Origin of the sequence: Acinetobacter sp. YH12112, assembly GCF_013418945.1 — a bacterium.
GTDB lineage: Bacteria > Pseudomonadota > Gammaproteobacteria > Pseudomonadales > Moraxellaceae > Acinetobacter > Acinetobacter indicus.
Genome location: NZ_VPBA01000018.1, coordinates 37,928 through 63,511 on the forward strand (window position 1 = coordinate 37,928; position 25,584 = coordinate 63,511).

General features: G+C 44.8%; 25 protein-coding genes. 19 read left to right on the plus strand and 6 right to left on the minus strand.

Features of this window, described 5'->3' with window-relative positions; translation table 11 throughout:
- Window positions 1-98: 98 nt before the first annotated feature.
- The 10 genes from cyoA (at window position 99) to alr (ending at window position 9,155) form a co-directional block, all read left to right on the plus strand.
- Window positions 99-1,175 carry a ubiquinol oxidase subunit II gene (gene cyoA / locus FTU50_RS08440; RefSeq protein WP_005178724.1) on the plus strand — a complete coding sequence of 359 codons (1,077 nt, stop codon included), beginning with the start codon at window positions 99-101 and terminating at the stop codon, window positions 1,173-1,175.
- A 3-nt stretch (window positions 1,176-1,178) separates the two neighbouring features.
- Window positions 1,179-3,161, plus strand: a complete 1,983-nt coding sequence (cyoB, locus tag FTU50_RS08445; protein WP_168370578.1) for a cytochrome o ubiquinol oxidase subunit I — start codon at window positions 1,179-1,181, stop codon at window positions 3,159-3,161.
- A gap of 4 nt (window positions 3,162-3,165) precedes the next feature.
- The gene (gene cyoC, locus FTU50_RS08450) at window positions 3,166-3,786 is read left to right on the plus strand and encodes a cytochrome o ubiquinol oxidase subunit III (protein ID WP_005178726.1); all 621 of its coding nucleotides are present in this window, start codon (window positions 3,166-3,168) and stop codon (window positions 3,784-3,786) included.
- Window positions 3,783-4,112 carry a cytochrome o ubiquinol oxidase subunit IV gene (locus FTU50_RS08455; protein ID WP_171065104.1) on the plus strand — a complete coding sequence of 110 codons (330 nt, stop codon included), beginning with the start codon at window positions 3,783-3,785 and terminating at the stop codon, window positions 4,110-4,112. Before cyoC ends, FTU50_RS08455 begins: the two co-directional genes overlap by 4 nt.
- Window positions 4,113-4,122: 10 nt before the next feature.
- The gene (gene cyoE, locus FTU50_RS08460; protein ID WP_180069663.1) at window positions 4,123-5,001 is read left to right on the plus strand and encodes a heme o synthase; all 879 of its coding nucleotides are present in this window, start codon (window positions 4,123-4,125) and stop codon (window positions 4,999-5,001) included.
- A gap of 297 nt (window positions 5,002-5,298) precedes the next feature.
- Window positions 5,299-5,688, plus strand: a complete 390-nt coding sequence (gene rpsF, locus FTU50_RS08465; RefSeq protein WP_005178734.1) for a 30S ribosomal protein S6 — start codon at window positions 5,299-5,301, stop codon at window positions 5,686-5,688.
- Between the two features lie 11 nt (window positions 5,689-5,699).
- Window positions 5,700-5,927, plus strand: a complete 228-nt coding sequence (gene rpsR / locus FTU50_RS08470; RefSeq protein WP_004719336.1) for a 30S ribosomal protein S18 — start codon at window positions 5,700-5,702, stop codon at window positions 5,925-5,927.
- 9 nt (window positions 5,928-5,936) lie between these two features.
- Window positions 5,937-6,383: a 50S ribosomal protein L9 gene (gene rplI / locus FTU50_RS08475; RefSeq protein WP_005178742.1), complete on the plus strand. Its 447-nt coding sequence runs from the start codon at window positions 5,937-5,939 to the stop codon at window positions 6,381-6,383.
- A gap of 210 nt (window positions 6,384-6,593) precedes the next feature.
- Complete coding sequence (dnaB, locus tag FTU50_RS08480; RefSeq protein WP_005178744.1) at window positions 6,594-8,039, plus strand: replicative DNA helicase; 1,446 nt, start codon at window positions 6,594-6,596, stop codon at window positions 8,037-8,039.
- A 45-nt stretch (window positions 8,040-8,084) separates the two neighbouring features.
- Entirely contained in the window at window positions 8,085-9,155 is a 1,071-nt protein-coding gene (gene alr, locus FTU50_RS08485; RefSeq protein WP_016659097.1) for an alanine racemase, read from the plus strand.
- Window positions 9,156-9,223: 68 nt separating this feature from the next.
- Here the strand turns inward: alr and FTU50_RS08490 are convergent, their stop codons facing one another.
- The 5 genes from FTU50_RS08490 to FTU50_RS08510 all read right to left on the minus strand — a co-directional run bounded on the left by FTU50_RS08490 (window position 9,224) and on the right by FTU50_RS08510 (window position 13,469).
- Window positions 9,224-9,658: a BLUF domain-containing protein gene (locus FTU50_RS08490; protein ID WP_104490494.1), complete on the minus strand. Its 435-nt coding sequence runs from the start codon at window positions 9,656-9,658 to the stop codon at window positions 9,224-9,226.
- A gap of 96 nt (window positions 9,659-9,754) precedes the next feature.
- Window positions 9,755-10,489 carry a proteasome-type protease gene (locus FTU50_RS08495; protein WP_104471041.1) on the minus strand — a complete coding sequence of 245 codons (735 nt, stop codon included), beginning with the start codon at window positions 10,487-10,489 and terminating at the stop codon, window positions 9,755-9,757.
- Between the two features lie 30 nt (window positions 10,490-10,519).
- Window positions 10,520-11,299 carry a transglutaminase family protein gene (locus FTU50_RS08500; protein ID WP_104499056.1) on the minus strand — a complete coding sequence of 260 codons (780 nt, stop codon included), beginning with the start codon at window positions 11,297-11,299 and terminating at the stop codon, window positions 10,520-10,522.
- Window positions 11,296-11,898 carry an alpha-E domain-containing protein gene (locus FTU50_RS08505; RefSeq protein WP_045794921.1) on the minus strand — a complete coding sequence of 201 codons (603 nt, stop codon included), beginning with the start codon at window positions 11,896-11,898 and terminating at the stop codon, window positions 11,296-11,298. The genes FTU50_RS08500 and FTU50_RS08505 overlap by 4 nt, the downstream gene beginning before the upstream one ends.
- Before the next feature lie 20 nt (window positions 11,899-11,918).
- Window positions 11,919-13,469 (minus strand): circularly permuted type 2 ATP-grasp protein, encoded by a 1,551-nt coding sequence (locus FTU50_RS08510; protein ID WP_180069666.1) that lies wholly within the window; start codon window positions 13,467-13,469, stop codon window positions 11,919-11,921.
- 245 nt (window positions 13,470-13,714) lie between these two features.
- Here FTU50_RS08510 and FTU50_RS08515 point away from each other — a divergent pair, with 245 nt between their 5' ends.
- The gene (locus tag FTU50_RS08515; protein WP_016659102.1) at window positions 13,715-14,713 is read left to right on the plus strand and encodes a YafY family protein; all 999 of its coding nucleotides are present in this window, start codon (window positions 13,715-13,717) and stop codon (window positions 14,711-14,713) included.
- A 326-nt stretch (window positions 14,714-15,039) separates the two neighbouring features.
- Here the strand turns inward: FTU50_RS08515 and mnmG are convergent, their stop codons facing one another.
- Entirely contained in the window at window positions 15,040-16,920 is a 1,881-nt protein-coding gene (gene mnmG, locus FTU50_RS08520) for a tRNA uridine-5-carboxymethylaminomethyl(34) synthesis enzyme MnmG (protein WP_180069670.1), read from the minus strand.
- A gap of 261 nt (window positions 16,921-17,181) precedes the next feature.
- Between mnmG and FTU50_RS08525 the strand changes: the two genes are divergently transcribed.
- The 8 genes from FTU50_RS08525 to purD all read left to right on the plus strand — a co-directional run bounded on the left by FTU50_RS08525 (window position 17,182) and on the right by purD (window position 25,415).
- Window positions 17,182-17,541 carry a hypothetical protein gene (locus FTU50_RS08525; RefSeq protein WP_045794918.1) on the plus strand — a complete coding sequence of 120 codons (360 nt, stop codon included), beginning with the start codon at window positions 17,182-17,184 and terminating at the stop codon, window positions 17,539-17,541.
- Window positions 17,542-17,703: 162 nt separating this feature from the next.
- The gene (locus FTU50_RS08530; RefSeq protein WP_075166886.1) at window positions 17,704-18,588 is read left to right on the plus strand and encodes a bile acid:sodium symporter family protein; all 885 of its coding nucleotides are present in this window, start codon (window positions 17,704-17,706) and stop codon (window positions 18,586-18,588) included.
- 77 nt (window positions 18,589-18,665) lie between these two features.
- Window positions 18,666-19,553, plus strand: a complete 888-nt coding sequence (locus tag FTU50_RS08535) for a bile acid:sodium symporter family protein (RefSeq protein WP_075166887.1) — start codon at window positions 18,666-18,668, stop codon at window positions 19,551-19,553.
- A gap of 117 nt (window positions 19,554-19,670) precedes the next feature.
- Window positions 19,671-20,573 carry a 50S ribosomal protein L11 methyltransferase gene (prmA, locus tag FTU50_RS08540; RefSeq protein ID WP_104470423.1) on the plus strand — a complete coding sequence of 301 codons (903 nt, stop codon included), beginning with the start codon at window positions 19,671-19,673 and terminating at the stop codon, window positions 20,571-20,573.
- Between the two features lie 18 nt (window positions 20,574-20,591).
- Complete coding sequence (locus FTU50_RS08545; RefSeq protein WP_180069673.1) at window positions 20,592-21,461, plus strand: DUF3426 domain-containing protein; 870 nt, start codon at window positions 20,592-20,594, stop codon at window positions 21,459-21,461.
- Window positions 21,462-21,829: 368 nt separating this feature from the next.
- Complete coding sequence (gene fis / locus FTU50_RS08550) at window positions 21,830-22,099, plus strand: DNA-binding transcriptional regulator Fis (RefSeq protein WP_001086304.1); 270 nt, start codon at window positions 21,830-21,832, stop codon at window positions 22,097-22,099.
- 91 nt (window positions 22,100-22,190) lie between these two features.
- Window positions 22,191-23,765, plus strand: coding sequence for a bifunctional phosphoribosylaminoimidazolecarboxamide formyltransferase/IMP cyclohydrolase (purH, locus tag FTU50_RS08555; protein WP_005178775.1), 1,575 nt, complete (start codon window positions 22,191-22,193; stop codon window positions 23,763-23,765).
- Window positions 23,766-24,131: 366 nt separating this feature from the next.
- Complete coding sequence (gene purD / locus FTU50_RS08560) at window positions 24,132-25,415, plus strand: phosphoribosylamine--glycine ligase (RefSeq protein ID WP_075166891.1); 1,284 nt, start codon at window positions 24,132-24,134, stop codon at window positions 25,413-25,415.
- Window positions 25,416-25,584: the final 169 nt, after the last annotated feature.

A 25,584-nucleotide genomic window follows, 5' to 3' on the forward strand; every position in this document is an offset into this window, starting at 1 on the left:
GGATTTTTGCGTCAAAAAAATACTTATCAATCATGCGACACTATAATCGCTATCCCATAATTAAATTAGGGAATGGGACTCTTCACCGAGGTTGTAAAATGAGACAAACGATTTTAGCTGTATTGTCTTTATCTACGATGGCTGCACTCTTAACCGGGTGTGGTGGTGATATGGTACTTCTAAACTCGCAAGGTCCAGTTGCTGAAGGTCAATCGAACCTGATGATGACTGCGATCTACTTGATGCTATTAGTGGTGATTCCTTCAATCATCATGGCATTATGGTTTGGTTGGAAATATCGCGCATCAAATAAAGATGCAGACTATAAACCAACATGGGCACACTCTACTGCGATTGAAATCGTGGTTTGGGGTATCCCGGTTATTATTATTGGTATTTTAGCTTGGTTAACTTGGTGGGGTTCCCACAAGTATGACCCATACCGTCCAATCGAGTCAGATAAGGCTCCATTAACTGTTCAGGTTATTGCTGAACAATTCAAATGGATCTTCATCTACCCAGAACAGAACATTGCGACTGTTAACGAAATTCGCTTCCCAGAGCAAACGCCGGTAAGCCTTCGTTTAACATCTAACTTTACAATGAACTCGTTCTTTATCCCTGCATTGTCTGGTCAGATTTATGCAATGGCGGGTATGCAGACTCACCTGAACCTATTAGCGAACAGCACCGGTCAATACCGCGGCTTCTCGTCTAACTACTCAGGTTACGGTTTCTCTCAAATGCGCTTCCTTGCTCACTCTGTAACTGAAGCTGATTTTGATCAATGGGTAACTGCGGTTAAAGCCGGACAAGGCACAACGATCAATCCTGAAGCTGTTCAAAAAACAGTTCTAGATCAAGCTGAATTTGCATCTTTACGTGACGGTAACCGTTCACAGAAACAAATTGATGCAATGGTTCGTAACGCGAAAACAGAACTAGAGAAAAAACTTGCTGCAACTGCTGAAGCAGAAGGTCCTTATAAGACTCAGCCACATCCTGTGACTTATTACTCTTCTGTAGAGCAAGGCTTGTTTGAATCTGTGATCAATAAATACATGAGTAACTACCATGGTGCAGACCATTCAGCTCAAGCTGAAACTGCGCTTGAAGCGCCTGCTTCAGAAGCTCATGTAAACGTTGAACATGCGACTGCTTCTGTAGAGGAATAAGACATGTTTGGTAAGTTAGGACTAGATGCAATTCCGTACGATCCAATCGTACAGGCTACAGTTGTAATGATGATCCTGGGCGGTCTCGTTCTTGTTGCGGGTATTACCTACTTCAAGAAATGGGGTTACCTGTGGAATGAATGGTTCACATCTGTAGACCATAAAAAAATTGGTATCATGTATATCATCGTGTCTGTGGTCATGCTGCTGCGTGGTTTCGCCGATGCGATCATGATGCGTCTTCAGCAATTCCTTGCACGAGGTGGTGGCGAAGGTTATTTACACCCTGAGCACTACGACCAGATCTTCACCGCACACGGTGTGATCATGATCTTCTTCGTGGCAATGGGTCTTGTAGTAGGCTTGATGAACATCTCTGTACCTTTACAGATTGGTGCTCGTGACGTTGCCTTCCCATTATTAAACTCTTTAAGCTTCTGGCTGTTCGCTGGTGCTGCGGGTCTGATGATGGTTTCACTTGCGATTGGTGAGTTCGCTGCAACAGGCTGGATGGCTTATCCTCCACTGTCAGGTATTGAATACTCTCCAGGCGTAGGTATGGACTACTACATCTGGGCATTACAGATCTCCGGTTTAGGTACGCTTCTAACGGGTGTTAACTTCTTCGTTACCATCATCAAGATGCGTGCGCCTGGCATGAAATTAATGGACATGCCAATCTTTACCTGGACATCTTTATGCACAGCGGTACTGATCATTGCTGCGTTCCCTGTGTTAACTGCAACAATTGCAATGTTAACGCTTGACCGTTACTTCGGTTTCCACTTCTTTACAAACGACATGGGTGGTAGCCCAATGTTGTATGTAAACCTGATCTGGACTTGGGGTCACCCTGAAGTTTATATCTTGGTATTACCAGCATTTGGTATTTACTCAGAAGTAACTGCAACTTTTGCTCGCAAAACGTTGTTCGGTTACAAATCAATGGTGTACGCAACTGTTGCAATTACTGTATTGTCTTTCGTTGTATGGGTTCACCACTTCTTTACCATGGGTGCAGGTGCCAACGTTAACGCGTTCTTCGGTATCATGACCATGATTATTGCGATTCCTACTGGTGTGAAAATCTTCTCTTGGTTATTCACCATGTACAAGGGTCGTATTACCTACACTACCCCAATGCTTTGGACACTTGGCTTCCTGGTGACTTTCGGTATCGGCGGTTTAACAGGTGTATTAATGGCAGTTCCACCAGCGGACTTCCTGGTACACAACTCTTTATTCCTGATCGCTCACTTCCATAACGTAATTATTGGTGGTGTAGTATTCGCGATGTTCGCAGGTATCATTTACTACTGGCCAAAAATGTTTGGTTGGAGACTGAATGAGACTTGGGGTAAAGCTGCATTCTGGTTCTGGTTCTTAGGTTTCTACTTTGCGTTCATGCCGCTGTATATCCTTGGTTTCATGGGTATGACGCGTCGTCTGAACACATATGACAACCCAGATTGGGACCCATATGTCATGATCGCGATGGTGGGTGCGGTAATGATTGCCATTGGTATTGCATGCTTCTTGATGCAAATCATTGTTGGCTTCTTGCAACGTAACCAGCGTCTTGACCACACTGGCGACCCTTGGGATGGCCGTACCCTTGAATGGGCGACTTCATCTCCTGCTCCGTTCTATAACTTTGCGCATCTTCCAAAGATCAATGGCATTGATACTTTCTGGACTGACAAAGAGAATGGCGTAGCTTACGCGAAACCAGCGAAGTACGAAGACATCCACATGCCAACCAACCGTGCTGCGGGCTTTGTGATTGCTATGTTTATCACAGTAATGGGCTTTGCACTTATCTGGCACATCTGGTGGTTAGTAGTTGTAACGTTTATCGCGTCTATCATTTCGTTCATCGTGAGCTCGTTCACGAAGAAAGTGGACTACTATGTTCCTGCAGCAGAAGTAGAACGCATTGAAAACGAACGTTATGCCTTACTTGAAAAACACTTGAAGAAGGACTAAGACAATGGCTGAGGTACTTCATCACGACAACCACGGACACGATGAGCATCATCATCACGATGATACTGACATCACTGTCTTTGGTTTCTGGACTTACTTGATGAGTGACTTGATCATTTTCGGTACACTCTTCATTGCATTCGCTGTATTAAGCAGCCACGTTCCAGTTGGTACTCCAAGTGCAAAAGATCTTTTTGGCGAGTCTTTAGGTTTCGTTTTAACTGAAACCTTCGCCCTGCTGATCTCTTCAGTAACCTTTGGTTTTGCAGTCCTGGCTGCATACAAAAAAGATGTTGCTAAAGTTTTAACTTGGTTAGGCATCACATGGATCTTCGGTGCGATCTTTATTGGCATGGAACTATATGAGTTCAATCATTTAGTTCACGCTGGTCATGGCCCAAGCGTTAGTGCGTTCTTATCTGCGTTCTTTACTTTAGTTGGTACGCACGGTATTCACGTTACTTCTGGTCTGGTATGGATGATCGTGTTAATGATTCAAATCAAGAAATATGGTTTGACTCTACCTAACATGCGTCGTCTTGCTTGCCTAAGCTTGTTCTGGCACTTCCTTGACATCGTATGGATCTGTGTATTCAGCGTCGTTTACTTGATGGGAGTTCTATAATGGGTCACGATCACAACGCTGCTGGCGCATCACACGGTAACTTCAAGCAGTACTCTGTTGGTTTTATCCTGTCTGTTATTTTAACCGTTATTCCTTTTGGTATGGTTATGGCAGGTGGTTTTAGCCGCGGTCTGCTGGTCACAGTTATTGCGATTACTGCGGTTGCTCAGGTTCTTGTACAGTTAGTTTACTTCCTGCACATGAACTCGTCTTCAGAACAACGCTGGAACGTGATTGCGTTTATTTATACAATCCTCTGTATCGCTATTCTGTTAGTCGGTTCAGTATGGATTATGAACTACCTTCACTACAACATGATGATCTAAACTGGTTGTCATGCTGAAAAAGTATTTATTCCTGACTAAGCCAGGAATTCTCTTCGGTAACTTCGTTACCACTTTGGGTGGCTACTTTGTAGCCACTCAAGGTTCTGTAGATTTCCTTCTCCTGCTTCTTACCCTTCTGGGCACTACCCTGGTAGTGGCATCTGGATGTGTGGTTAATAACGTAATTGACCAAGACATCGACCAAAAAATGCAACGTACACAAAATCGTGCGATGGTAAAAAAAACCATTTCAGTTCCGGTTGCTTTAGTGTTTGCTTTAGTGCTGGGTGTACTGGGTTTTAGCATTTTATGGTTTGGGGTAAATGCGTACGCTTTCCTTTTTGCCGTGATTGGTTTTGTAGTTTATGTCGGCTTTTATAGCTTATGGACCAAACGCACCACCATTCATCAGACCATTATTGGTAGTATTTCTGGCGCAAGCCCACCGGTTATTGGTTATACTGCGGTTGCAAACCAGTTTGACCTGGCTGCCCTGATTATTTTTCTGGGCTATGCACTGTGGCAAATGCCGCATTCCTGGGCCATTGCCATTTACCGCATCGATGACTACAAAAATGCAGGTATTCCAATTTTACCTGTGGCGCGTTCTGTGTATCGCACCAAAGTAGAGTCGCTAATTTATGTGATTCTGTTTACAGTGGTCATGAATGCCTTATTTGTATTTGGATATGCTAACTGGTTATATCTGCTGATTTTAAATGCCCTGTGTATTTACTGGCTGTACATTGCCATCCTCGGCTTTAAAGCAGAAAATGATCAGCTGTGGGCAAAACGCTTTTTCCTGTTCTCTGTAATTTTAATTACCGTGATCAGTTTAAGCTTCAGCATTACTGCGCAAGCTCCTGCAAATTCAATCATCCTCTTTTAAAAGATAGAGCCCTCTCTATCTTTTAAGATGGGACTCCCCTTCTAATTCCAGTTTTCTTTTCTTCGATCTCTTTTTCTGATTTATAGATACTTACTCTCTATTAGTAAGCTTATTACCACAATTCCTCCACCTCACTCTTTTGTTGAAATAAGTGATCAAGCTCATTGTTCAATGGCTTGTATTTCGTTAGCAAAAGCACTAAAATTCACGCTTCGCAATTTTGCGACACAACCCTGGTTGTGACTCCTTGCTTCTGGCTATTTGGTCAGGGGCTGCATAAACCGTAAGGAGCTGACAATGCGTCACTACGAAATCGTACTTTTGGTACACCCAGACCAAAGCGATCAAGTTGTGGGTATGGTAGAACGTTACCTGACTCACATCAAAGAAGCTGAAGGTCAAATTCACCGTTTAGAAGATTGGGGCCGTCGTCAATTGGCTTACCCAATTAACAAAATTCACAAAGCGCACTACATTTTAATGAACGTTGAATGTGGTCAAACGACTCTTGATGAACTTGAAGAATTGTTCCGTTATAACGACGCGATCCTTCGTAGCTTAATCATCCGTCGTGAAAACGCTATCACTGAAGAGTCTTTACTGGCTAAGAGTGCTGAAGAAAAACGTGCGCGTAAAGCTCAACGTGAAGAAGCACAACAAGTTAACCAAGACTCTGCTGAAGCATAAGGAGAACATCAATGGCACGTTTTTACCGTCGTCGCAAGTTCTGCCGCTTTACAGCTGAGAACGTTACGTACATCGACTACAAAGATATCGATACTTTAAAACAGTACATCACTGAAAACGGCAAGATCGTTCCTAGCCGTATTACAGGTACTAAAGCTCGTTACCAACGTCAATTAGCGCTTGCGATCAAACAAGCTCGCTACTTAGCGTTGATCCCTTACACTGACAATCATAAGTGAGGTTGAGCTGTGGATATTATCTTATTACAACGCATTAAAAACCTTGGTAAATTAGGCGATAAAGTATCAGTTAAAGCTGGTTACGGCCGTAACTTCCTTATCCCTCAAGGTAAAGCAGTTGCTGCGACTGAAGCAAACACTGCTGCTTTTGAAGCTCGTCGTGCTGAACTTGAGAAGCAAGAAGCTGAAGTATTGGCTGCTGCTCAAGCACGTGCTGACCAACTGAACGAAGTAAATATCGTAATCACTGCGAAAGCGGGTGACGAAGGTAAATTATTCGGTTCAATCGGTACTCGTGACATCGCTGACGCGTTAACGAACGCTGGTTTAGAAGTAGACCGTTCAGAAGTTCGTTTACCAAACGGTGCGCTTCGTCACACTGGTGAATTCAACATCGCAATCCAATTGCACCATGATGTTGTTGCTGAAGTTCTCGTTACTATCGTATCTGAGTAATTTCTCGCAAGAAAAAAGGGCATGCCTTGGCATGCTCTTTTTTTATTTCTGTAAAAATCCCCTCACCTTTTTTGCAAGCTATCCGTTCTTAAAATCTGCTCGCTTTTTTTGCCAGAGCGCGTATGATTTGTGGTTACACCGTTTATTGAATTCATGCTATAAGACCACCGGTTTTATTTGGTATTCATCGTATTAAAATCAGGGAATTATATGTCACAGGCGCTGGCCAACACCAAACCAACTCCAGTTAAAACAGAGAGTTCCAGCAACGATTCCGGTGCACTCAAAGAGTTTCGCACCCCGCCGCATAACCTGGCCATTGAGCAGGCCGTTCTGGCTGCCCTCATGACCGTGGCCGAATCACTGGAACAGGTCGGAGATGTATTACAGGAATCCGATTTCTACGCCACCCGACACAAATATATTTACCGTGCCATTGATACCCTGGCCAAAGAAAACTCGCCTTATGATGCCGTTCTGGTCAATGACTGGCTGATCAAGCACAATCTGCTTGATGCCATTGGTGGTGAAGAATATCTCATGCAGCTGATGGCCGATTCACCATCGAGTTTCTATAACCTAGAAACTTATGCCGCTAAAATTAAAGAGTTTTCGACCTTAAGAAACATGATTAAAGTCAGCTCGGAAATTCTGCAAAATGCCTATGACACCAAAGGCCGCACTGTCAGTGAAATTCTAGACCTGGCTGAAACCAATATTTTCCAGATTGCCGAGCAGCACAATAACAACAAGAAAAATGCCGGTCCGAAAGCTATTAATACCGTGGTGGCCGATGTCTTCGACAAGTTAAATGAACTGTCGCAAATGGATGGCAACATTACCGGTCTGACCACCGGCTTTGTCGAGCTGGACAATAAAACCTCCGGGATGCAAGCTGGCGACCTGATTATTGTTGCGGCCCGTCCGTCGATGGGTAAAACCACCTTTGCCATGAACCTGGTCGAAAGCGTACTGTTCAATAACGACCTGCCGGCGCTGGTTTACTCCATGGAAATGCCAGCCGATTCGATTGCCATGCGTCTGATTTCCTCGTATGGCAAAGTGCATCAGGGGAATTTACGTTCCGGCAAACTCAGCGGCGATGAATGGTCCAAAGTCACCGGTACCATTTTACAGCTACAGGAAAAGCATTTATATATTGATGACTCATCAGCGCTCCCTCCAACCGAAGTACGTTCGCGTGCACGCCGAATTGCCAAACAGCACGGCGGCAAACTCGGCTGTATCATGGTCGACTATTTGCAGCTGATGAAAGTACCGGGCATGGGCGATAACCGTGTCGGCGAGATTTCAGAAATTTCGCGTAGCTTGAAAGCCCTGGCCAAAGAAATGCAATGTCCGGTCATTGCCCTCTCCCAGCTCAACCGCTCGCTGGAAAACCGTCCCAACAAACGCCCGGTAATGTCCGACTTACGTGAATCGGGTGCGATTGAGCAGGATGCCGACTTGATCATGTTCATTTACCGTGATGAGGTCTATAACAAGGAATCTAAAGAAGCCGGCACCGCCGAAATTATTATTGGTAAGCAGCGTAACGGCCCGATTGGCACCGTGCGTCTGGCTTTTGAAGGCCAATATACCCGCTTTAGTAACCTTTCCCCTGAGTTTTATGCTCAGTACGATGATGATGAATAATTCACCCATCATTGCCTTTCCATGACCCTGTAGGAGTAAATAAGGGTGCGCCAAGCTACAGTTTATATTGATCGTGCTGCGCTTCAATATAATTTAAACCGTGTCAGACAACTTGCCCCGACTGCCAAAATTGTCAGTATGGTCAAAGCCAATGCTTATGGACATGGCGTTAAAGACTGCTTAGCAGCCTTACAAGACAGCGATGCCTTTGGTGTCGCCTGTTTACAAGAAGCACTGGAAATTCGTGAACTGGGGTTCCAGCAACCCATCACCTTGATTGAAGGCGTGTTCACTGAAGATGAAATGCCAATTGTCATTGAACAGAATATCGAGATTGTGGTGCATCAGCCTGAACAGGTTACATGGCTCATTGCGCACAAAGATGCCTATATCTCTAAAAATCTGAAAGTCTGGGTTAAGCTCAACAGCGGCATGAACCGTCTGGGCTTTAAACTTGAGGTGATTAAAGAGGTCATTCAGCAATTAAAATCGGCCGGCTTTACCTGTGTTCTGGCGATGCACTTTGCCAATGCAGATGCTGATCATCCACTGAATGATGAACAGATCCGTCAGTTTCTGGAAGTAAAAAACGACTGCGCACCGATTTTAGCTTCGTGCTGTAATTCTGCTGCTATTTATAAATATCCGGAACTGCATTTTGACTTTGTCCGTCCCGGTATCATGCTTTACGGCGCAACTCCGTTTGCAGACCGAGATATTTATGCACTAGATTTAAAACCGGTGATGACCTTTAGCGCAGAAATTATTGCCTTAAATGAGATTCAGGCCGGTGAACAGGTGGGTTATGGCTCGACCTTTACTGCCGATAAAGCTATGCAACTGGCTATTGTGTCCATTGGCTACGGTGATGGCTATCCACGTGCCTTCTTTGCGCAGAATTTTGTCGCTATTAAAGGCCAAAAAGCAGCTGTAGTCGGTCGTGTTGCCATGGATATGATTGCTATTGATGTAACTGGATTGGATGTTCAGTTAGGCACGGAAGTCGAGCTTTGGGGCAAGCAACGATTAGTGGATGATGTCGCAGCGGCCAATGGCACCATTGGTTATGAGCTGTTGTGCCGCTTAACCCAGCGTCCGGACCGTAAAGTTATTTAATCTTTTCAATAAAAGAGAACCTCAATGGAGGTTCTTTTTTTATTCATTTTATTACGCAGGCAGCAGATTTAAGCCACCTCATCCACCACTGAATGATTTAGCGCTTCATATAGAACCTGAAGTAATCCATCAACCTGTGTGGCATTTAACTGATGCGGTAAAAATTGTGCATGACCGAGTTGCTGGAAATAGGTTTTGATCTCGCTATTACGCATCACATATTTCATGGCCCAATCCTGAAAACGCTGCTGGGCGACATGATTCTCGGTAAAAATCTGGATATTCTGATGACGAGGATCGCCAATAATTCCGGCAAAAATTTCCTGAACAGCCTGTTCATCACCTTGCAGACATTGAAAAAAATAACCCTCTGCATAGCACAGCACACCCGATACCTGATGCTGGGTATTAGCATTGCGCGCTTCGGTCAGAATATTGCGTAAATCTTGCAGTAAATTTTCAGCCGTCGAGGTACTCTGGCTGGCATAGCAAAGCTGAAACATATTCAAGTCCTTATCATGATCTGTACGAATATTTTTTGATTTTCTTAAGGATTTATCATTCAAGGAAAACTTGATTAAAATAAAGGGACTGAGCTTTTAAGTCAAATAATCTTCGGTTGGCACCGGCAATTCCTGCAACCCGCGTCTTAAAGTATCCGACCACTGCTTGCTGATATATTCAAAGTACGGGTCTTCTTCGTAAATGCGTTTGCCCAAAGGAATATGCAGGCTGTCTTTATGATAGACCATACAGTCCAGCGGCATCCCCACGGACACATTAGAACGTAAAGTAGAATCAAAAGAAATCAGGCCGCAGCGCAAGGCATCTTCTAATGACATATCATAACGTAAGGCCCGGTCAAGAATTGGTTTGCCATATTTACTTTCCCCAATCTGGAAAAATGGGGTATCGCGCGTGGCGCAAATAAAATTGCCTTGTGGATAGATATGATACAGCTGCATCGGCTCGCCTTTGATCTGTCCACCCACCAGCAAATTGCAATAATAATTATGCTGCTCGTCTTTATCGTCAGTGACATCCTGAATGACTTTTTTCAGCAAACAACCCACCAATTCTGCCACTTCAAACATGGTTTTGACACTGTATAAATGCGGTTCCTGGTTTAAAGTCAGATGATTTTTTAAATGCCCGATGACTGCCTGCGTGGTCGCCAGGTTGCCCGAGGTCTGAATGGTAATCAGGCGCTCACCTTCCACGCCAAAGGTATACAGCTTGCGAAATACCGAAATGTGATCGACCCCGGCATTGGTACGCGAATCACTAATAAACACCAGACCATCTTTTAAACGCAGCGCACAGCAATACGTCATAGCATTATCCTTTTAATTGTCATCCATTACTTAGCAGGCCAGAACCTGCACCATGGTCTGCATATACTCGATGCCGCCTTTTTCTCTTACGCCACGGACCGGTGCCACATCCCAATAATCCCGCCCGACGGCCAGATAGACATGCGAGTCTGGCTGAAAGGCCAGATTGCTGACATCAAAACAGTACCAGTGCTGTTCTAAAAATACCTCTACCCAGGCATGGCTGGCAAGATGTGAACTGTTGCTGCTATATAAATAACCGGAAACATAACGTGCCGGGATGCCTAAAGATTTACACATGGCAATTAGTACATGAGCATGGTCCTGACAGACGCCCTGTTTGGCCTGAAAGGCTTCAATGGCGGTGGTCTGCACCGAAGTTTGGGCCGGACGGTATGGCATATGGCTTAAAATCGCTTCTGACAAACGGATCAGGTTGTCACGATTCACCTGCAACACATACTGCCGTGCAAAACACTGCATTTCAGGGCTGCACAGCGTGCTGGCTGTTGGTTGTAAAAATAGATAGGGATTCAGCTGATCTTGCAGGCCCCATCGCATCTGCGGACGCAACTCGACAATGCCCTGCGCCATAATACTCAGACTTTGATAGCTGAAGCGCTGGGTACTGGTCATCCAGATATTATGAAAAGCATCCTGTTTAATCTCGGACTCACCCGGCACACTAATCGCCCAATGATGGACCTGTTGATGGGTATTGTTTGGCGGAGTCATTTTAATATATTGAATGCTGTTACAGGCCGGTGCCGAATAATGATAATGGGTCTGGTGATTAATCATGAGCCTCATGCATCGGCCTCGAACAGTTGCTGGATATGGTCACTAAACTGGTAAAAATGCATGCTGTCGGGCTGCTGCTTCAGCTTCATCCAGATTTCGGATAAAGAATCCCAGCCGGCTTGGGTCAATAATCCCACCACCACTTCAATATAATAGACCGTGCCCTGAATATCCTGCTTTAAGCGCAATTGCCGGTCCAGTTGCTCGAGATGCTGGCCCAATTTAAAGAACAGAAAAATATCAGATGCTTCAGCTTCTAAGACTTCATGACAATCTCCGACCACATCACAGATATAGGCCGGATTTTCTTTGGCATTTTTAATGTACTGGTTTAATTCGGCATAGGCATGTGCCGACAAGACCCCGCGTAAATCCTGAATATTATCTTTGGCATACTGAAACTGCTGATGAAAAGAGGCGGGCTGTTCCGGATTTAGAATCAGCTCATTTAAAGATGCCGCATCAAAGGCTGGCAAACAGAAGGCGTGTGCATACTGCAAGGCATCATCATTATATTTAAATGGAAACTGACTGCATAAATACTGGATGCGGGTCAAATAACGACCCAACCAGAAAATCTGCTGTGCATTACGACTCAGTAAAATCACATGATTCTCCTTGGGAGTTGTTATGAATGTAAGGGATCAACCACCCAGGTATCTTTAATGCCACCACCTTGAGATGAATTGACCACCAGCGAACCGGCCTGCTTGGCCACACGGGTTAAGCCACCGGGAACAATTTCAGTACGATAAGGCGAGCTGAGCACAAAAGGACGTAAATCAATATGCCGTTCGGCAATGCCCTGTTCGGTTAAGGTCGGACTCACCGACAGATTCAGGGTCGGCTGGGCAATGTAGGCTTGCGGTGCGGCCAGAATTTTCATTTTAAACTCGGCCAGTTGCTCCTCAGAGGCTTGAGGACCAATCAGCATGCCATATCCACCTGAACCTTGTGCTTCTTTCACTACCAACTGTTCCAGATGTTCCAGCACATAGGCCAGATCATCTGCTTCGCGGCACTGATAGGTCGGGACATTATTTAAGATTGGTTGTTCACCCAAATAGAAATGAATCATTTTATCGACATAAGGATAAATGGATTTGTCATCGGCCACCCCGGTACCCGGCGCATTGGCGATGACGACGTGATGCTGTAAATAGGCCGACATCAGGCCCGGTACACCCAAGGTGCTGTCCGGTCTGAAACAGAGCGGGTCTAAAAATGCATCATCTACCCTGCGATAAATTACATCAACCTGCTGTTTGCCCCGCACCGTTTTCACATAAACCTTGTCATTTAATACAAACAGGTCACTCGATGTTACCAAAGGTACACCCATCTCACGGGCTAAAAATGCATGTTCATAATAGGCACTGTTATAACGCCCCGGTGTCAGCACCACAATAAAAGGCTGATCGACATAGGCATTTTCGGCCAGAATTTCTTTTAAAAGCTGTGGATAATGCTCAATGCCCTGAATATTATTCTGCTGATACAGCTCTGGAATCAGTTTCTGGCTAATCTTGCGGCTTTCCAGCATATAAGACACACCCGATGGCGTTCGTAAATTGTCTTCCAGCACAAAAAATTCACCGTGCTGATCACGGATAATGTCAATGCCACTAATCTGACTATAGACCTTACCCTTCAGACCATGACCAAGCATATTTGGCTGATAGGCTTCGTGGGTCAGCACCTGCAGTTCCGGTACGATACCGGCTTTTAGAATATCCTGTTGATGATAAACATCATGTAAAAACAGATTTAGCGCCCGGGTACGCTGGGCACAGCCCAAGGCCACTGTATTCCATTGCTGCCGGGCCATAACCCGCGGAATAATATCAAAAGGAATGGTGCGCTCGGTGCCTTCCTGATCGCCATACACGGTAAAGGTAATTCCCTGATACAGAAAATGTGCTTTGGCGGCATCATTCAGTGCTGTCAGTTCTTCTAAACTGTGCTGGGTCAGCCATTGTTCGATTTTCTGCGCGGCACTATCGGCAAGGCTCTGTTCGCCCGACAATTCATTAAAAAATTCAGATTTCAATTGTTCGAATAATACAGATGATTTTTGCTGCGGCAGCGAAATATCGGTCACCGAGACCTGCACCCGCTCTAAAAGATGGTCTGATGTTATTGTATCTATTGAATTTGTATCTTGATTTTCTTTCAGCATACAAACCTCATCATTGTTATCCTTTCCAATTTTATATAAGCAATTCCAGTGCCAATAATTGTGACTTAGCATTCACTCTTTCTTTATCGCCGATCTGTACAGATAAAACAAATCTTATTTTGCTTCATCTTGTATCAATTTATCGCCAGACCTCGTGCCTGCCACTTGCCAAAAAGCATGACATTTCTTATTGTGTGGACTATAGCCATGTACTCTCCAATATTTATCTCAGCGCTGATTCCAATATGTCGACACAAGAAAAAGAAACGTCCAATAGCCTCTATCGCCAGTGGCAAATCCTGTCCCGCCTTTCTACCGGAAAATGGATGGGCACCCGTGAATTACAGGAAATTCTGCAACGTGAAGGCATTGATATCAGCCTGCGTACCATCCAGCGTGATTTAAACCAGATTTCGCAGCGCTTCCCGATTGAAAATAATGGCACCGTCCCGCAAGGCTGGCGCTGGCGCTCCGATGCACCGCTACAAAGCCTGCCGCACATGACCAGCTCACAGGCAGTCACCTTTATGATGGTGGAAGAACATCTCAAACATCTGTTACCACCTAGCCTGATTGAGGAAATGACTCCGTGGTTTGATCTGGCACGGCGCAGCCTGTCGACCCAGAACAATGTCCGCCAGTGGATTAACCGGGTGCGGATTGTGCCGGCCATTCAGCCGCTGATTCCGCCAGTGGTCGATAAAAGCGCACAACAGGCCATTTATGAAGGCTTATTGCAGGATAAACAGCTGGAATGTGTTTACCATCCACGTACCACCGCTTCGGAAGAAAAGACCTATATTCTGAATCCGCTGGCGCTGGTACAAAAAGGTGCAGTGATTTATCTGATTTGCACCCGACACGACAAAACCGATATTCAGACCTTTGCCCTGCATCGCTTTAAATCGGCGGAGGTATTAAATTCCCGCGCCCTGCATCCGGTTAATTTTGATATTGATGCCTATATTGAATCCGGCGCGCTGGGCTTTAGAGTCGATTACAGCAAGCCGACTGAAAATATCGAGTTGAAACTGACCATGTCAGAAGCCGATGCGCATTATTTTGAAGAAACCCGTTTAAGCAAAGACCAGCAGATTATCCAGCTGGACAATGGCTTGTATCAGGTCATTTCCAATGTACCATTTACCTCGCAACTGGTGTGGTGGCTGCGCAGTTTTGGCAAAAAACTGGTACAGATTGAACCGGCAGAAGTGTCTGACGCTGTGCATCAAGTCAATGAATAAAAAAGGTCCCAAGTCCGGGACCTAACATTTGCTTATCATTTTTTTCAATTTTTTTGTTATCGCTGCTGATTTTTAGGGAAGTTGAACAGGATGCGATTACTGTTAGCATGCCAATTCAGCCGTATTATAACGAATGGTTTTTAAGGTCATCGTGCACTCCTCTCTGTTTGGATAAGATCACTGTAACGGCTCCAATATCATCTGTGAAATCATAAGATCTGCAGCTTAAATCTGTTTTTTTCTTAAACTCAATTTCCACTTTATTTATTCAGCACATAAAAAAGCCCGCGATCTCAACCGCGGGCTTTTTCACAAATTAGGATCTTTTAAGCAGATTTACGGGATTGGGCATTTTTACGAATGGTGATCATCACCAATTGAACTGCCGCAGGAGTCACGCCTGGAATACGACTGGCCTGTGCCAGAGTTTCCGGCAATACCTGTTTCAGCTTCATGGTGATTTCACGCGACAGACCAGATACGCCGTCATAATCAAAATCAGCCGGGATTTTGGTTTCTTCCAGACGTTTCATCTGCGCTACATCTTCATGCTGACGGTTGATATACCCTTCGTATTTCACCGCAATTTCAATCTGGTCACCGACTTGCTGCGATACTTCTGAACCAGTCAGTTCGGCAATTTGCGCAAAAGTGATGTTTGGACGTTTTAGCAGGTCAATTGCAGAACACTCTTTGGACAGATCAGCACCCGTCATTTCGACGAATTTTTTACCCATCGGGTTGTTTGGCGCAGCCCACAAGTGCTGTAAACGGCCTTTCTCACGCTCAACTGCATCCATTTTTTCACAGTAAGCATTCCAGCGTGCATCATCCACCAGACCCAGTTCACGACCAATTGCAGTTAAACGCTGATCCGCATTATCTTCACGCAGCATTAAACGGTATTCAGCACGTGAAGTGAACATACGGTACGGTTCTTTGGTTCCCAAGGTAATCAGGTCATCAACCAGTACGCCCATATACGCTTCATCACGTTTTGGCGTCCACTGTTCCTGATCCCAGGCACGGCGTGCAGCGTTCAAGCCCGCAAGCAAACCCTGCGCACCCGCTTCTTCATAACCTGTCGTACCGTTGATTTGACCGGCAAAGTACAGGTTATTAATGGCTTTGGTTTCCAAGGTGAATTTCAATGCTTGCGGGTTAAAGTAATCGTATTCAATCGCATAACCCGGACGCAGAATATGCGCATTTTCCATACCGCGGATTGAGCGCACCAGTTCAAACTGCACATCGAATGGCAGTGACGTTGAAATCCCGTTTGGATACAACTCATGGGTATCTAAACCTTCAGGCTCCAAGAAGACTTGATGCGAATCCTTGTCGGCAAAACGGTGAATTTTATCTTCAATCGAAGGACAGTAACGTGGACCTACCCCTTCAATCACGCCGGTATACATTGGTGAGCGGTCTAAACCGCCACGGATAATGTCATGGGTTTTTTCATTGGTATGGGTGATATAACAATTGACCTGTTCAGGATGCATCGAGGCATCGCCCATAAATGACATCACTGGAGACGGAAAATCACCCGGTTGCGCGGTCATCACCGAGAAATCGACTGAACGTGCATCAATACGTGGTGGTGTACCGGTTTTTAAACGGCCTACCGGCAGCTGTAATTCACGTAAACGGTGTGCCAGAGAAATAGAGGGTGGATCACCGGCACGACCACCGCTGGATTTTTCCAGACCGACGTGAATCACACCACCCAGGAATGTTCCGGCAGTCAGCACTACCGTTTTGGCATCAAAGCGAATGCCCATTTGGGTGACCACACCTTTAACGGTATCGCCTTCTACAATCAGGTCATCTGCCGCTTGCTGGAAAATATCCAAATTGGCCTGGTTTTCCAAAGTCTCACGAATGGCAGCTTTATAGCGAACCCGGTCAGCCTGTGCACGTGTGGCACGCACTGCTGCACCTTTACGTGAGTTTAAAATACGGAACTGAATCCCACCTTTATCGGCAGCCAATGCCATTGCACCGCCCAAAGCATCAATTTCACGCACCAGATGCGATTTACCAATACCACCAATGGCCGGGTTACAGCTCATCTGCCCCAAAGTCTCAATGTTATGAGTTAAGAGCAAGGTTTGTCGGCCCATACGCGCCGCAGCCAAAGCCGCTTCCGTACCCGCGTGACCGCCGCCGATAACAATGACATCGTAAACTTTAGGATAATGCATAGTGGTAAATTGAGAGATAAAAAGAAATGACAGAATATTATAGCAAAAGCCGGCGTATAAGTTGACAGATTAAGTCTATTTTATTTGGATTTTCTCGTGGTTTTTCACCTGATTGATTGCCTGGCAATGTAAATGAACGTTGCAGATATACCGCAAATAAAAACATTTCATATTAAAAATTAACCAGATATAGGTTGTTTTATTTTGATTATTTTTTATCCTAAATCATGTACTCATTACAAACAAGCACAGGTACGAATTATGAATAAGAAGATACTCCTCTCATCCATCCTCTGCGGTTTATGTTTATCTCCATTTGCAGCTGTACAGGCAAATGACAAAGTTGAAAAAGTGTACGATTCTCAGCGCTATCAGAATGTCTGTAAAGGCAAATCTCAAGGTGCTGCTGTCAGCTTTGCCTATCGTGGCATTATCTGGAACGGCACCTGCCAGCCACAGTTCTTCCCGGCAGACAGAAAACTCGATATTCAGGGTGATGAAGCTGCACTGTATACCACCTGTGGCCAAGACATGAATGCAACCACGGCAACCATTTCCGGTGCAGAAGTTCGTGGTAAATGTGCCCTTGGATTTACCCCGCCGCGTCCTGCTCAAATGTAAACTCCAACCCTATTCACATCTAGCCAAAATATGTGAACTCAATCAAGAAAACAGCCATTTATTACCAAGTAAATGGCTGTTTTTATTATTTTTATGGTTGATTTAAAACTCAACTCAATTACACTGAAACTGGGGAAAATAAGAATTAAATAGGATGATGCCATGCAAAGCGGCATTTTTACCTTCTTTCTACCGCTAACCTTGGCGGTATTAATGATGGGTTTGGGCTTGCTACTCAGCCCTAAAGATTTTATTCGGGTCAATCAGCAACCGAAAGTCATTTTTATTGCCTTGTTTACCCGGCAGGTCTTGCTGGTTGGACTGGCATTTATTCTCTGCCTGTTTTTAGAACTACCTCCTTTGCTGGCAGTGGGGTTAATGTTGCTGTCAGCTACCCCTAGTGGTTCCACCTCTGCCCTGTTCAGCTATGTCTATAAAGGTGATGTGGCCTTAAATATTGTCGTGGTCGCCATCAATTCGGTGATGGCCATTTTAACCCTGCCTTTTGTGATTAGTATTGCCATGCGCTATTTCATGGCCGATCAGACCGAAATCAACATGCCAATTGAGCGGATTGCCTATACCTTCCTGCTAATTTTAGTACCAGTCTGTCTGGGAATGGCCATTCGCTCGTCTTTTCCAGAGCTGGCCAAACGGCTGAGTAAACCGATTCGGCGCATGTCGGTATATTTTATTTTTGCCCTGTTCTTTTTCGCGCTCTTTCAGGAGCGCTATCAGCTGGCGCAGTATATGGAACAGGTTGGACTGGCCACCGCCCTGTACGCTTTTATCAGCTTGGTGGCTGGTTATGTGCTGCCACAACTAATGGACATTCCCGAACAGCAGGCGCGCTCCTGTGGTTTCTTTATGAGTATTCATAACACCGCGCTATCTTTAACCCTGGCACTGTCGGTACTGCAAAGCACCCAGATTGCCATTCCTGCCGCTATTTACACCATCTTCATGTATATGTTTGCCTTGATCTTTGGACATTTACTGGCTAGACGAATGCCGTTAAATTCGGTAAAACAGAAAGTCATAGAGTAATTTGAATAAACAGTAAAAGATATTTTGCATGAAGCAACTATCTTTTCACACAAGGATAAATTTGACAGGAAGGTTATATGGATTCAGGCATTATTACCATTATGCTGCCCTTGGCGCTGGCCATTATTATGGTTGGGCTGGGGCTGGAACTCACTCCCAAAGATTTTGCGCGCGTCACCAAACATCCCAAAGCGGTCCTGGTTGCACTATTTTGCCAGCTGGTACTGCTAGTCGGGATAGCCTTTTTATTATGTAAAATTCTGGCACTACCGCCGTTACTGGCCGTCGGCATGATGCTACTGGCTGCTTCGCCGGGTGGCAGTACCGCCAACCTGTTCAGTTATTTATTTAAGGGTGATCTGGCGCTCAACATTACTTTAACTGCAATTAACTCGGTCATTGCAGCACTGACCTTACCCATTATCGTTAATTTCGCAATTGCCCACTTTTTACAGGCTGACCAAAGCATTGGCCTGCAATTCAGTAAAATCTTGCAGGTATTCGGGATTATTATTGTGCCGGTGATTATCGGTATGCTAATTCGTCATTATGCCCCGCGACTGACCGAGAAACTGAATAAACCGTTACGGATTTTTGCAGTGATCTTTCTGATTTTAATTATCATCGGGGCTATTGTGCAGGAGCGACACAATATCCTGAATTATATTGGTGATATTGGCCTGGCTACCGCGCTGTTTTGTATTTCCAGCCTGGTGATTGGTTACTTCGTCCCACGCCTGTTTGGGATTAATAGCGCCCAGGCCCGTGCCAGTGCCTTTGAAATCGGGATTCATAACAGCACCCTCGCCATGACCATCGCCTTAACCGTTATGGCCAGTTCAACTGTGGCCATGCCGGCGGCAGTCTATTCTATTTTCATGTATATCTTCGCTGCCATCTTTGGCATGTTATTAAACCGCTTTGTGCCGATTGCTGAACCCAAGCCTGTGGTGGCAAACAGTTAAGTACTTTTTTCACCCGAGGATGTCGCGCTGGCATCCTTTTTATTTTGTACATTGGTAGGCGAAACCGATTGCCTTCCGCTACAATATCCTTTTGAAAAAACAAATTAGGTTATTCCTGTGAAGTGGTTACAAATACATATTACTGTTGATCAAGCTCAAGTCGACTTTACTGAAACATTACTCAGCTCACTGGGTGCCGTGAGTGTAACGCTGGATGATGCTGAAAATCAGGACTTGCTTGAACCACTTCCAGGCGAAACACCGCTGTGGAACAAGGTGATTGTGACCGGTATTTATGCACAGGACGAAAACGAAGAAATTGATGTGGCTGCGCTGGAAACTTTCATTCGCACTCAACTGCCAGATGCACCAATGCGTAGCGAATTCCTGGAAGATCAAGTCTGGGAACGCTCATGGATGGATTATTACGAGCCAATCCAGATTGCTGAAAAATTCTGGATTGTACCGGAATGGCTAGAGCCCCCTGAAGCAGATGCGGTGAATATTAAACTGGATCCGGGTCTGGCCTTTGGTACCGGTAACCATGCCTCAACGTTCCTGTGCCTGCAATGGTTAGGTAAAACCGATGTTAAAGATAAAATCGTCATCGACTATGGTTGCGGTTCTGGCATTTTAGGTGTTGCTGCCCTACTTTTAGGTGCGAAAAAAGTCTATGCCACTGATATTGACCCACAAGCGGTTTTAGCCACCCAGCAAAATGCTGAATTGAATGGCGTACTGGATCATCTGTTTGTCGGTCTGCCTGAAGAGTTTAATGAAACCTTAAAAGATCAGAAAGCCGATGTACTGGTTGCCAACATTCTGGCTGGCCCGTTAATGATGCTTGCGCCTGAATTCGCAACTTTAACCAAATCTGAGGGAGAGTTCGCACTTGCAGGTGTAATCGAAGAGCAAGTTGCTGAAGTTTCTAGTGTTTATTCTGAATTTTTTGATATATTAGAGGTCGAAAAACGTGAAGAAAACTGGTGCCGAATTTCCGGGAAGCGCCAGCCGCATTAATCAACCTCTATAGATCTTATGAGTGAAAAGCAGACCAAGTGCCCCGAGTGTTTAACCACCTATAAAGTTTCTGTTGCACAGCTTACAGTGGCTCAGGGCATGGTTTGCTGTCCCAAATGTGCCTCTACCTTTAATGCACTCTCGCATCTGGTGCAGCCAAAGCCTGCGCCAACCCAGCTCGAATACAACGGTTTTACTGGTGGACAGGTCAGTTCGCCGGTTCTGGCCGATCATGGTCTGGCTTTTGACGACACACATGAAACCCATCTGCTGGATATTTTTGACCGTAAGGTTGAACATTCCAATATTGATTTAAAGACCTACTTAAACAATCTGAATTATTTCAGCACCGAACCGATTGCCAGTATTCCCTCGATGAATCTGTCTGAAAATGAACTGCAGCAAGAACGCAAGAAACATGGTGCGGGCTATTACACGCTATGGGGCATTGTCAATTTCAGTCTGGTCGGTTTACTGATTTTCCAGATTCTGTGGTTTAACCCGAAATTCATGAACAACAGCCCTGCCCTGACCGTGGCCTTTAACAGGGTCTGCCAGCTGTTTAACTGTGAAACCTTTGAAAAGCAGTACAGCCTGATTTCAATTAACCGCGTACGGGTGAAACGCTATGACCATGAACATACCCTGTTCTCCGGCGAGCTGATCAATTTTCATGACAAGAGTCTGGTATTACCAAAACTGAAAATCACCTTAAAAGATGATAATGAAGAAGTAGCGACCTATGTGCTCGAACCGAAAGAGTATTTAATTAAAAGTCTGGCCAGCATTGAGCGGATTCCGAAAAACACCCCCTTCAAGTTTGAAATTCAGCTGCCAGTGACCCGAAAAAGCTTTGATACCTATAATTTAGAAATTATCAAGCCTTAAAAATTAAAAAAAAATGTAAAAAAAGTGCAGTTTTCTTGCTCACTTTTTCTAAGACAATGGTATGATACGCGCCACGTAAGCTTAGTGCTGCATACTCCTCAGTAATTCAAAACAAATAGAAACTCGCAGAATGCGCCTTATTTTCAATAACGCGTATTGAGCAGGTTTTTTCGTTTCGATTTTTGGTCTGTAACAATTATTAATCTATTGTTACGCTTATTTTTCGACCAGCGCTGTGAGTTGTGGCAAGCTAAATGTTCCAGTTTTAGAACTCTCGTTTTAGGATCTAAAACGGGGTTCATTTATTTATAGACCACATTTATATATCACTTTACCCAAGTGATATCTGATTTTTCGGATTAATTCGCATGAATAGCAAATCTCCTATTTTTACTGCACAATCTGATGTCGCTCTTCGTATCCACGTTGATCGCGCAGTTCGCCATTACTTTGCTCAATTGCAAGGCGAGCAACCTTCTCAGGTGTATGACATGGTGCTAGCAGAAATGGAGAAACCTCTTTTATCTGTAGTTCTAGAATATACACGTGGTAACCAGACACGTGCTGCCGAGATTCTAGGCTTAAACCGTGGTACTTTACGTAAAAAGTTAAAAGCTCACGGTTTAATGAGTGAATAAATGATAAAATGCTCGCGGCTTTCGTGGGCATTTTTTTTAACCGCATTTTGCTAATGTTTTAATCTGTTTTTTGATAACTGTGACGAAAATCATGACTATTAAACGCGCTTTAATCTCTGTTTCTGACAAAACTGGAATTGTTGAATTTGCACAAAATCTAGTGGCTCTTGGGGTAGAAATTTTATCTACAGGCGGTACATATAAGTTGCTTAAAGACAACAATATCGCTGTAGTTGAAGTTTCAGAGCACACCGGTTTTCCAGAAATGATGGATGGTCGTGTAAAAACTTTACATCCTAAAATTCATGGCGGCATTCTGGCTCGTCGCGGTCTAGACGAAGCTGTAATGGCAGAACACAACATCGATGCAATCGATTTGGTGGTAGTGAACCTTTATCCATTTGCAGCAACGGTTGCAAAACCTGACTGCACCCTGCCAGATGCGATTGAAAACATCGACATCGGTGGTCCAACCATGGTTCGTGCTGCGGCGAAAAACCATGCGTCTGTCGGTATCGTCGTCAACGCATCTGACTATGCGACTGTTATTGCCGAGCTTAAAGCTGAAGGCAGCCTGTCATACGCAACCCGTTTTGACCTGGCAGTGAAAGCATTTGAACATACTGCACAATACGACGGTATGATCGCATCTTACTTAGGCGCTCGCGTTGGTAAAGAACAAGGCGAAGCAGACAAATTTGCGCGTACGTTCAATACACAATTGAACAAAGCACAAGATTTACGTTACGGTGAAAACCCGCATCAATCGGCTGCATTCTATGTAGACCCAGCGGCAACTGAAGCATCTGTTTCAACAGCTAAACAGCTGCAAGGTAAAGAACTTTCTTATAACAACATCGCCGACACTGATGCTGCGCTTGAATGCGTGAAATCATTCGCGAAACCTGCTTGTGTGATCGTAAAACACGCGAACCCATGTGGTGTTGCGGTATCTTTAGACGGCATTCAAGCGGCTTACGACTTGGCTTATGCAACCGATCCTGAATCTGCATTCGGTGGCATCATTGCATTCAACCGTGAATTAGACGTTGCAACTGCACAAGCCATTGTTGACCGTCAATTCGTTGAAGTGATTATTGCACCAAGCGTTGCTGAAGGTGTTTTGGACGTGACTGGCGCGAAGAAAAACGTACGTGTACTGGTCTGTGGCGAATTACCAGCAATTGACGAACGTGCGCCACAAATGGACTACAAACGTGTCAACGGTGGTTTGCTGGTGCAAGACCAAGACTTGGGCATGATCACCAAAGATGATCTTAAAGTGGTGACCAAACGTGCTCCAACCGAGCAAGAAATTGACGACATGATCTTTGCCTGGAAAGTGGCGAAATACGTGAAGTCTAACGCGATTGTGTATGCGAAAAACCGTCAAACCATCGGTGTGGGCGCAGGCCAAATGAGCCGTGTAAACTCTGCGCGTATTGCAGCAATTAAAGCTGAACATGCAGGCCTCGTGGTTGAAGGTGCAGTGATGGCATCTGACGCATTCTTCCCGTTCCGTGATGGTATTGATAACGCTGCGAAAGCAGGGATCAAATGCATTATCCAGCCGGGTGGTTCGATGCGTGATGAAGAAACCATTGCAGCAGCTGACGAAGCTGGTATTGCCATGGTGTTCACTGGCATGCGTCACTTCCGTCACTAAGACAAAAACACTGATGGGTAATCACCCTTATTCGATACGCGAAAACGTCATTCGCAACTGTCCGAGGCAGGAGAATTTTGTTAAGAATGTTTCTGCGATTATTCTAAATCGAGAAATCAATTTGACGAGTTTTGCGAATGACAATGGTTTTGCCTACTTTTGCCGAAACAAAAGTAGGTCGAACCGAAGGTTGATTCCAGCAGTAGAATTTATATTAAAAAGATTCCAACGTGTTAATACAGTTTCAAAGTCCCTTACTGTACTTTTTACTTTATTAACAAAAAAGATTTCTAATCTTGCACAAAGTCCTCTCCTGCTTTCAGGCTGAGGACTTTATGTCATTTTCGATTCATGGAGTATGAACCGATGAACATTTTAGTTTTGGGTAATGGCGGTCGTGAACATGCATTGGCATGGAAAATCGCACAAGATGAAAAAGTTGCGAAAGTTTTTGTTGCACCAGGTAATGCCGGTACCGCTACTGAAAACAAATGTGAAAACGTTAATTTAAGCATTTTAGACAATGCAGCGATTATCGACTTTGCCAAAAACAATGCGGTAGATTTAATCGTGGTTGGTCCTGAAGCACCGCTTGTGAATGGTGTGGTGGATGCTTGCCGTGAAGCAGGTTTAAAAATCTGGGGTCCAACCCAGTTTGCAGCGCAGCTTGAAGGCTCTAAAGCATTTGCCAAGCACTTCTTAAAACGCCACAACATTCCAACTGCATTCTACGACGTATTTACTGAAGTAGACGCTGCCAAAGCCTTTGTTGAAAAAAATGGCGCACCGATTGTGATCAAGGCGGATGGTCTGGCTGCAGGTAAAGGCGTCATCGTGGCGATGACCAACGAAGAAGCATTTGCAGCCATTGATGACATGCTGGCAGGCAACAAATTTGGTGATGCCGGTTCTCGCGTTGTCATCGAAGAATTCCTCGCAGGTGAAGAAGCGTCATTCATTTGTATGATTGATGGCGACAACATCTTGCCAATGGCAACGTCTCAAGACCATAAACGTATTTTTGAAGGCGACCAAGGTCCGAACACAGGCGGTATGGGTGCTTACTCTCCTGCGCCTGTGGTGACTGCAGACGTATTTGAGCGCGTGATGAAAGAAGTAATGCGCCCAACCGTTGACGGTATGAAAGCAGATGGTCACGTATACACCGGTTTCTTGTACGCTGGCTTGATGATTGATGAACAAGGTCAACCAAAGGTAATCGAGTTTAACTGTCGTTTCGGTGATCCTGAAACTCAACCAATCATGATGCGTTTAAAATCATCTTTGGTTGATCTGGTTGAGGCTGGTATTGCAGGTAACTTGCCAGCAGAAGCTGAATGGGATGAGCGTAAGACTGTCGGTATTGTTTTAGCATCTAAAGGCTACCCAGAAACGTCTAGCAATGGCGATGTGATTTCTGGTTTAAACACCGAAATGACCGATGCCAAAGTGTTCCATGCCGGTACTAAAGCCAATGAAAATGGTGAGATTGTGACTGCTGGTGGTCGTGTACTTTGCGTGACTGCATTAGGTAACACCATTGGTGAAGCACAAGCAAAAGCTTTAGAACTTTGCCAAAAAGTAACCTTCGACGGCGTTCAATATCGTAAAGATATTGGTTACCGTGCGATTGCACGTGAAAATGCTTAATTCTCTCTTAGATTGATTAAGTAAAAAAACCCCGCTGAGTGCGGTAATGCCAGTCAGTTAAGCAAATTTTAGTAAAATGTAGTAAAAATGAGTGTATGTAAATACGCTCATTTTTTTATGTCTTTATCTGAACATTTAGAATCCACTCTTGAACATGCTCTCCCATCAC